Source organism: Streptomyces sp. NPDC054847 (genome assembly GCF_053610925.1).
In genome coordinates, this window is the sequence record NZ_JBSGZJ010000363.1 from 1 (window position 1) to 7,288 (window position 7,288).

General features: G+C 73.9%; 7 protein-coding genes. 3 read left to right on the forward strand and 4 right to left on the reverse strand.

Features of this window, described 5'->3' with window-relative positions; translation table 11 throughout:
• Positions 1 to 2 precede the first annotated feature (2 nt).
• The 3 genes from ACWGH4_RS27165 to ACWGH4_RS27175 are packed head-to-tail and all read right to left on the reverse strand — an operon-like array spanning position 3 to position 3,954.
• Positions 3 to 1,178 (reverse strand): anhydro-N-acetylmuramic acid kinase, encoded by a 1,176-nt coding sequence (locus ACWGH4_RS27165; RefSeq protein ID WP_453465577.1) that lies wholly within the window; start codon positions 1,176 to 1,178, stop codon positions 3 to 5.
• On the reverse strand, positions 1,175 to 2,470 hold the full coding sequence (locus ACWGH4_RS27170) for an MFS transporter (RefSeq protein WP_453465579.1): 1,296 nt from the start codon (positions 2,468 to 2,470) through the stop codon (positions 1,175 to 1,177). Before ACWGH4_RS27170 ends, ACWGH4_RS27165 begins: the two co-directional genes overlap by 4 nt.
• The gene (locus ACWGH4_RS27175) at positions 2,467 to 3,954 is read right to left on the reverse strand and encodes a glycosyltransferase 87 family protein (protein ID WP_453465581.1); all 1,488 of its coding nucleotides are present in this window, start codon (positions 3,952 to 3,954) and stop codon (positions 2,467 to 2,469) included. The genes ACWGH4_RS27170 and ACWGH4_RS27175 overlap by 4 nt, the downstream gene beginning before the upstream one ends.
• Before the next feature lie 46 nt (positions 3,955 to 4,000).
• On the opposite strand from ACWGH4_RS27175, the gene ACWGH4_RS27180 reads away from it, so the two are divergent.
• Entirely contained in the window at positions 4,001 to 5,155 is a 1,155-nt protein-coding gene (locus ACWGH4_RS27180) for a molybdopterin-dependent oxidoreductase (RefSeq protein ID WP_453465583.1), read from the forward strand.
• The gene (locus ACWGH4_RS27185; protein WP_441261853.1) at positions 5,155 to 5,649 is read left to right on the forward strand and encodes a hypothetical protein; all 495 of its coding nucleotides are present in this window, start codon (positions 5,155 to 5,157) and stop codon (positions 5,647 to 5,649) included. The genes ACWGH4_RS27180 and ACWGH4_RS27185 overlap by 1 nt, the downstream gene beginning before the upstream one ends.
• Here the strand turns inward: ACWGH4_RS27185 and ACWGH4_RS27190 are convergent.
• Entirely contained in the window at positions 5,537 to 6,163 is a 627-nt protein-coding gene (locus ACWGH4_RS27190) for an NADPH-dependent FMN reductase (protein ID WP_453465586.1), read from the reverse strand. The two genes, ACWGH4_RS27185 and ACWGH4_RS27190, sit on opposite strands and share 113 nt — an antisense overlap.
• 146 nt (positions 6,164 to 6,309) lie before the next feature.
• On the opposite strand from ACWGH4_RS27190, the gene ACWGH4_RS27195 reads away from it, so the two are divergent.
• The gene (locus ACWGH4_RS27195; protein ID WP_453465588.1) at positions 6,310 to 7,167 is read left to right on the forward strand and encodes a helix-turn-helix domain-containing protein; all 858 of its coding nucleotides are present in this window, start codon (positions 6,310 to 6,312) and stop codon (positions 7,165 to 7,167) included.
• The last annotated feature ends 121 nt before the right edge of the window (positions 7,168 to 7,288 follow it).

The window sequence follows — 7,288 nt, forward strand, 5'->3', positions numbered from 1 at the left end:
CGTCAACGGTCCATGACGACCAGGGAGTCGACCCGGCGCTCGGCCGGGACCGCGAGCACCGGAACAAGGCCGCCCGGGGTGATCGACCCGAGGACGCGCGCCCCTCGGGCACCCGTGCACGCGGGTACGGTGCCGGCCACGCCGTGCACGGTCAGAAAACCGAGCACGGCGAAGGCGTACGCCTCCTTCGCGGCGGCCGGCACCCCCAGCTCGTCGGAGGTGCGCAGCGGTGTTCCGGCCAGCTCGGCCCGCAGCGCAGCCATCAGTACCGGGTTGTGCGTGCCGCCTCCCGACGCGACGACCTCGGTCGCGCCCAGCGGCCGCAGCGCGTCCGCCACGCTCCGCGCGGTCAGCCGGGTGAGCGTGGCGATCACGTCCTCGGGCGGCAACGGGCCGACGCCGCCCAGCGCTTCACGCACGTGGCCCGCGTGGAACAGCTCCTTGCCGGTCGACTTCGGCGGAGGCAGCCGGTAGTACGGCTCCCCCAGCAGCCGGTCCAGGAGCGGCTGATGGACCCGGCCCGCGGCGGCCAGTGCGCCGTCCACGTCGTAGCGGAGCCGCCCACCCGTCAGCTCCACCACCGCCGCGTCCACCAGGGCGTTCGCCGGCCCCGTGTCGAACGCGACCGGGTCGCCCGCACCGCCCGCCGCCACGGTGACGTTCGCGATCCCTCCCAGATTGAGGGCCGCCGGCACGCCCGGCCGGCCGCGCAGCCACAGCAGATCCACCAGGCTGACCAGCGGGGCGCCCTGACCGCCCGCCGCCACGTCCCTCGGACGAAAGTCGGACACCACCGTGCAGCCCGTCGCCTCCGCGATCCACGCCGGCTGCCCCAGCTGGAGCGTGCCGTGGACCTGCCCGGCCTCCGCCCAGTGGTACACGGTCTGCCCGTGCGAGGCCACCAACTCCGCTCGCTCCGCGCACAGTTCACGGTCCGCGCGGACCGCCGCCGCGGCGAACGCCTGCCCGATGCGGGTGTCCAGCTGGCACACCCGCTCGAGCGAGGTCGCGGCGGGCGGCAGCGCTCCCGCCAGCGCCTCCCGCAGCTCGTCGTCGTACCGCTCCCGGATCAGGCCGAGCGGGGACAGTTTCAGCGTGCCGTCCTCCAGGACGATGTCGGCGGCCGCGGCGTCGATCGCGTCGTACGACGTCCCCGACATCAGCCCGACGACCCTCACCGCAGCGCCCTGCGGTGATCGTCGCCGCGCAGCGTGAGGAGCGCGAACACGCTCACCGCGCAGGTGGCGGCCGCGTAGTAGGCGGGGATGTCGACACTGCCCGTCCGTTTGATGAGTTCGGTGATGACGAGGCCCGCGCACCCCGAGAAGACCGCGTTGGACAGCGCGTACGCCAGGCCGAGTCCCGTGCAGCGCACCGACGTCGGGAACATCTCGGCCAGCATCGCGGGCCCGGGTCCCGCGAGCAGGCCCACCACGGCGCCGGCTGCGAAGACCGCGGCGCCCTTGACGGCCGCCGAAGCCCCCTCGTCCTGAAGGAGGTTCATCAGGGGCAGGGCCAGCAGCACCACCAGGACCGCACCCGTCAGCATCACCGGCCGCCGGCCGACCCGGTCGCTGACCAGCCCCGCCGGGATGATCGACGCCGCGAAGCCCAGATTCGCCAGGACCGTGGCGATCAGCGCCTCCCGGAACGACGCGTTCAGGCTGGACTGCAGATACGACGGCAGCACCACCAGGAAGGTGTAACCGGCCGCCGCCCAGCCCATGATCCGGCCCGCGCCGAGCACGATCGCCCGCACGACCTCCCGGGTCGGCGGTGGCGCGACCGGCGCCGCCTCCGCCTCCCGGAAACGCGGCGTCTCCTCGAGACGCAGCCGCAGCCACAGGGCGACCGCGCCGAGGGGGAGCGTCAGCAGGAACGGCAGCCGCCAGCCCCAGTCCTTCAGCGCCGCCTCCGACAGCACGGTCGCCAGCAGCGCCGCCGCCCCCGCGCCGCCGAGCAGGCCGAGCGCCACCGTGAACGACTGCCACGCCCCGTACAGGCCGCGCCTGCCGGGCGGCGCGAACTCCGTCATCAACGACACGGCCCCGCCGAACTCGCCGCCCGCGGACAGTCCCTGGACGATGCGCAGCAGGGTGAGCAGCCACGGCGCCAGGGCGCCCACGGTGGCGTACGTCGGCAGCAGACCGATCAGGGTGGTGGCGAGCGTCATCAGGCCGATGACCAGGATCAGCGTCGGGCGGCGCCCGATCCGGTCCCCGATCCGGCCGAACAGCGCGGCCCCGACCGGCCGGAAGAAGAACGCGAGCGCGAACGACGCGTAGGTCTTCACCAGTGCCTCGACGTCGCTGCCGCCCTCGGGCGTGAAGAAGTTCGCGGCGATGATCGTGGCGAAGTAGCCGTAGACACCGAATTCGTACCACTCGACGAAATTGCCGACCGAACCGGCCAGCAGCGCACGGCGGGAGCGGACGGGGGAGGCTTCGGACCGTTCGGCGGAGGTGGTCATTCCTCCTTCCTGCCCACCGCGACACGCCCGGACTCCCGTCCTGCGGCCCCCGCTACGCCGGCAGCACCCGCAGGCACGGCCCGCCGCCGGACCAGCATCCCGGCCGCCACCGCGGCGGCCGCGAGGGCGTACGCCGTCGTGCCCACCACCGAGCTGTCCCCGTCGAGGTGCACCGACACGTACTTGGCCGCTCCCGCTGCCGCCACACCCAGCCACTCCCACCGGCCGTCCAGCGCGACCAGCGCCACCAGGAGCAGCGCGTACCAGGAGTATCCCGGCGTCATCAGCAGGAACACCGTGCCCGTCACCGCCAGGGCGCCGCTCCAGGGCCGTTCCGGGTCGCCGCGGCGCACGACGTGCACGATCACCACTGCCGTCACCAGCAGCGCCGCGGGCAGCGCCCACGCGTCCGGCAGCACCAGCCGCAGCAGCGCGTACCGGTTGCGGGCCGACGGGTCGTCGTAGCCCTCCTCCTCGGTGTAGCCGCCCAGGTAGCCGAGAGCGGAGCTCTCCGACAGCAGCACGTGCGGCAGGTACGTCACCGCCACCACGGCCGCGGCCGGCACCAGCACGGCCGCCGCGTCCCACCACCGCCGGACGCCGGACAGCGCGCCCGGCAGCACCACCGCGGGCAGCAGCTTCGTCGCCACCGCCGCGCCGAGCAGCACACCGCCCTCGAAGCGTCCGCGCACCACCACCCACAGTCCCACCACCGCGAGCAGCACCCCCAGCACGTCGGCGTGCGCGTTGTTCACCGCCTCCACCGGGACCGCCGGACACCACGCCCAGAGCGCGGCCTGCCGCGGATCACCGCGACGGCGCAGCACCAGCACGAGCGCGACGGTCGTGCCGACCGCCAGGAGCGCGCCGCCCGTCTGGAGAGCCTTGTGCCGGGCGTCCTCGGGCGACAGCGCGTGGACGACCAGGAAGTAGCCCTGCGCCACCGGCGGGTAGATCGTGTGCTCCCGCGGTCTGTTGATCCGGGTGCAGTGCCGCTCGCCCGCGGGCCCGTCGATGCGCGACCGCTCCGGCAGCGCACAGTCCGCTCCGCGCGGGAACAGCCAGTCGTCGCGCAGCCCGGCGAGCGCAGGATCGGCGGGGGGATGGTCGTACGGCGAGATCCCGGCCGCCTGCACCCTGCCGTCCCAGGCATAGCGGTAGGAGTCGGTGCTCGTACGCGGCGGGGCGAGCAGGCCCGTCGCCGCGACCGCGACGCCACCCGCGACGACCAGCGCCACGGCGTGCCGCACGGGCATCCTGCGCAAGGCGAGGACGGCCGCCGCGAACAGCAGCCAGCAGGCGGCGTACCACCACGCGAGGCCGCCGGGATCGGTGACATAGCCGTCCTTGAGGACCGTCGCCGCCAGCACGGCCGTCAGGCAGGCGACGAGGAGACAAGCGGTGAGCGAGCGCGTGTTGATCACGGTCACCAGCCTTCCAGCGTCAGCGGCCCGAACGGGGGAGACGCATCCTGACGTCCGCATTCCGTAAGGTGTCGGATCCCTCGCACCGGCCCCCGGCGGAGGTCTCATGGAAGACATGAGGATCCGACCACCGATCACCCTCCGGCCGCCGAGCTTCACCGGCAGGCTGCACGACGCCCGCACGGCCACCGCCGTCGGGCGCCTGCTCGGCGTGGCGATCGCCGTGTGCTTCGTGACCGGGGTGATCAGCCATTACCTGCAACGCCCGCCGGACTGGCTCGCCGGCTCGCTGCCCAGCCGGCCGTACTGGGGTTACCGCCTCAACCAGGGTCTCCATGTCGCGAGCGGCATCGCGGCCGTCCCGCTCCTGATCGTCAAGTTGTGGACGGTCTATCCGAGGCTGTTCGTGCGGCCCGCGCTGCGGTCCCTGCGGCACGCCCTCGAACGGCTGTCGGTGGGCGTGCTGGTCGCCGCGGCTCTCTTCCAGCTCACCACGGGACTGCTGAACACCGCCCAGTGGTACCCGTGGCCGTTCTCCTTCGTGCCCGTCCACTTCGCGGTGGCCTGGCTGCTGGCAGGCGCCCTCGTCCTGCACATCGCCGTCAAATACCCGCAGATCCAAGGCCATTGGAGCCGGCGCTCGCCCGGAACGCTCGATCTGCCCGCCGCGGACGGACCGGACCGGCGCTCCCTCCTCACCGGCCTCGCCGCGGCCGTGGGGGCGGTCACCCTCACGACCGTCGGCCAGTCCCTCACCCCACTGCGGCGCCTGGATCTCCTCGCGCCCCGTCACCCCGACCACGGACCGCAGGGCCTGCCCGTCAACCGCACCGCCGTCGCGGCCCGCGTGAGCGTCCCGGACCTCACCGGCTGGCGGCTCACCGTCACCGGCCCCCGCCCGTACACGCTCACCCTCGACGAGCTGGCCGCACTGCCCCAGCACACCGTGACCCTGCCCATCGCCTGCGTCGAAGGCTGGAGCAAGTCCGCGCGCTGGACCGGCGTACGTGTCCTGGACCTGGTGGAGCGGGCCGGCGCACCGCCCGGCACCGCGCTGAGGGTCGTATCGCTGGAGCGGCGCGGCGCCTACCGGGTGATGGAAATGGGCGGCGGATACACCGACGACCCGCTCACGCTCCTCGCCCTGCGCCTGGGCGGCGAGGTCCTCTCCCTCGACCACGGCTTCCCCGCCCGGATCATCGCCCCCAACCGTCCCGGCGTATGGCAGACCAAGTGGGTCGGCAGGATCGAGGTGCTGTGATGCGTATCGCGACAGGGGCGGCCGGTGTCGCCCTCATGGGCGTCGGCGTCTTCCTCCTCCTCAGCGGCGGGCAGGCCAGGGACGTCGCCCTCTGGCTGGCGGGAGCGGTCGTCCTCCACGACCTCCTTCTCGCCCCGCTGGTGCTCGCCGCCGGGCTGCTGCTCGCACGGCTCCCCGGCCGGGGACCGCTGCGCGGGGCGCTCGTCACCGCCGGCTGCCTGACACTGATCGCCCTGCCGGTCCTCCTCGCCCCCGGAACGCCGCACAACCCCTCGGTCCTTCCACTGGACTATCCGCGCAACTGGCTGCTGTCCCTTGCCGCGGTGGCCCTCGCCACCGCGGCGGTGGTACTCCTGCGGCGGCTGCGCGGCACGGCCGCCGTCAGGCGGCTCCGAACGGACGGTCACGGCGCGCGTCGTGGAGCACGGAGCCCCACCAGTCGAGCTGGTCGAGCATCGTCTTGGCCGCGGCGGTGGGGCCGTCGGGGTCGATGAGCGTGCCGTCGGGAGCGAACAGCTCGTAGTAGCGGGGGAACGAGACCATGTCGCGGACTGTGTGCGCGTGCAGCTCACCGAACACCTGGCGCAGCTGCTCGATCGCCAGCAGACCGCCGCTGCCGCCGCTGTAGCCGACGAAGCCGATCGGCTTCGCCTGCCACTCGGTGTAGTGCCAGTCGATCGCGGCCTTCAGGGACGCCGGGAAACTGCGGTTGTAGTCCGGCGTCACCACCACGATCGCGTCGGCCGCCGCGAGCCGCCGCGTCAGCGGGGCCATGTCCGCCGGCCGCTCCATGTCGGGCTGGAGCGCCGGCGGCAGGGGCGGCAGGTCCAGCGGCAGCGGTGTGTCAGCCAGATCCAGCACCTCGACACCGAACCGGCCGTGCTGCCGGGCCTGCTCGGCGAACCACTCGGCGACCACGGGACCGAAGCGGCCCTGGCGGACGCTGCCGATGACCACCACCAGCTCGAGCTTCTTCGCGGAGTTGTTCTCGACGTTGTTCTCGGACACGGATGTACTCCTCAAGGGACGGGGCCGGCCCCCCTCGGGGCCGACGCGTCCCAACCTGCCGCCCGGGACGGTACCGAGGAAGGCCGGGCCGAGACTGGTAGTGACAGGGCCACCATCCCGACGGTCCGGGCTGTTACGTTCGAACGGTGAGCGACAACGAGTTGGGCCTGTTCCTGCGCACGCGCCGCGAGGCGGTCACCCCCGCCGACGTGGGCCTGCCCGCCGGGCCCCGCCGCCGTACACCCGGCCTGCGCCGATCGGAACTGGCGACGCTCGCCGGCGTGAGCGTCGAGTACGTGACCCGCCTCGAACAGGGCCGGGACCGGCGGCCCTCCCCGCCCGTGCTCTCCGCGCTCGCCGACGCGCTGCGGCTCTCGGCCGGCGAACGTATCCACCTGCACCGGCTCACCAAGTCCGCCGACGCCGGCTTCAACTGCATGGGCGGCGCGAGGCCGGCTCGTGACGTCCGCCCCACCGTGCGGGTCCTGCTCGAACGGCTCGAGCCCGCGCCCGCGGTGCTCGTCAACCGGTTGAGCGAACTGCTGGCCTGGACCGAAGGGTACGAGCGGCTGTTCGGCCCGCTCGGCATGCTCGACGGCACCCCGCCCAACGCGGCCCGCTTCGTCCTCACCGACGACCGGGCCCGCGCCGCCTACCCCGACTGGGAACTCGTCGCCGACGAACAGGTCGCGTCGCTGAAACACGGGCCGTTCCGCGCGGACACGCACATCGCGGCGCTGGCGGACGAGCTGACCGTGACGGTCGGCACGGTCTTCACCGACCGGGTGGAACGACTGCCGGGGCTCCCGCGGGCGAACGGCGTCACGCGTGTGGTGCACCCGGAGGCGGGGGAGCTGCGGCTCGCCTACGAGACGCTGGAACTGCCCGCGGACGACGACCAGCGCCTGCTGGTCCACGTGCCCGCGGACGCGGCGTCCGCGGCGGCGCTGGACGCGCTGACGGGGCGCCGGCCGGGGGCGCTGCGGGCGGTTCCGGGCGGCTGAGGGGCCGGCACGAGGACGGGTGCGGGTGGGTGGTGGCCGCTGCGCGGGCCCGTTTCCCCCCCCCCCCCCCTCCCCCACCCGGGGCCCCCCCGCCCCCGGTCCCCGCGGGGCGCGGGGGTTG

Excerpts from the sequence above, each read along its gene's own strand:
- ACWGH4_RS27170 (WP_453465579.1), bottom strand. The coding sequence starts at position 2,470 with ATGACCACCTCCGCCGAACGGTCCGAAGCCTCCCCCGTCCGCTCCCGC.
- ACWGH4_RS27175 (WP_453465581.1), bottom strand. The coding sequence starts at position 3,954 with ATGCGGACGTCAGGATGCGTCTCCCCCGTTCGGGCCGCTGACGCTGGA.
- ACWGH4_RS27180 (WP_453465583.1), top strand. The coding sequence starts at position 4,001 with ATGGAAGACATGAGGATCCGACCACCGATCACCCTCCGGCCGCCGAGC.
- ACWGH4_RS27185 (WP_441261853.1), top strand. The coding sequence starts at position 5,155 with ATGCGTATCGCGACAGGGGCGGCCGGTGTCGCCCTCATGGGCGTCGGC.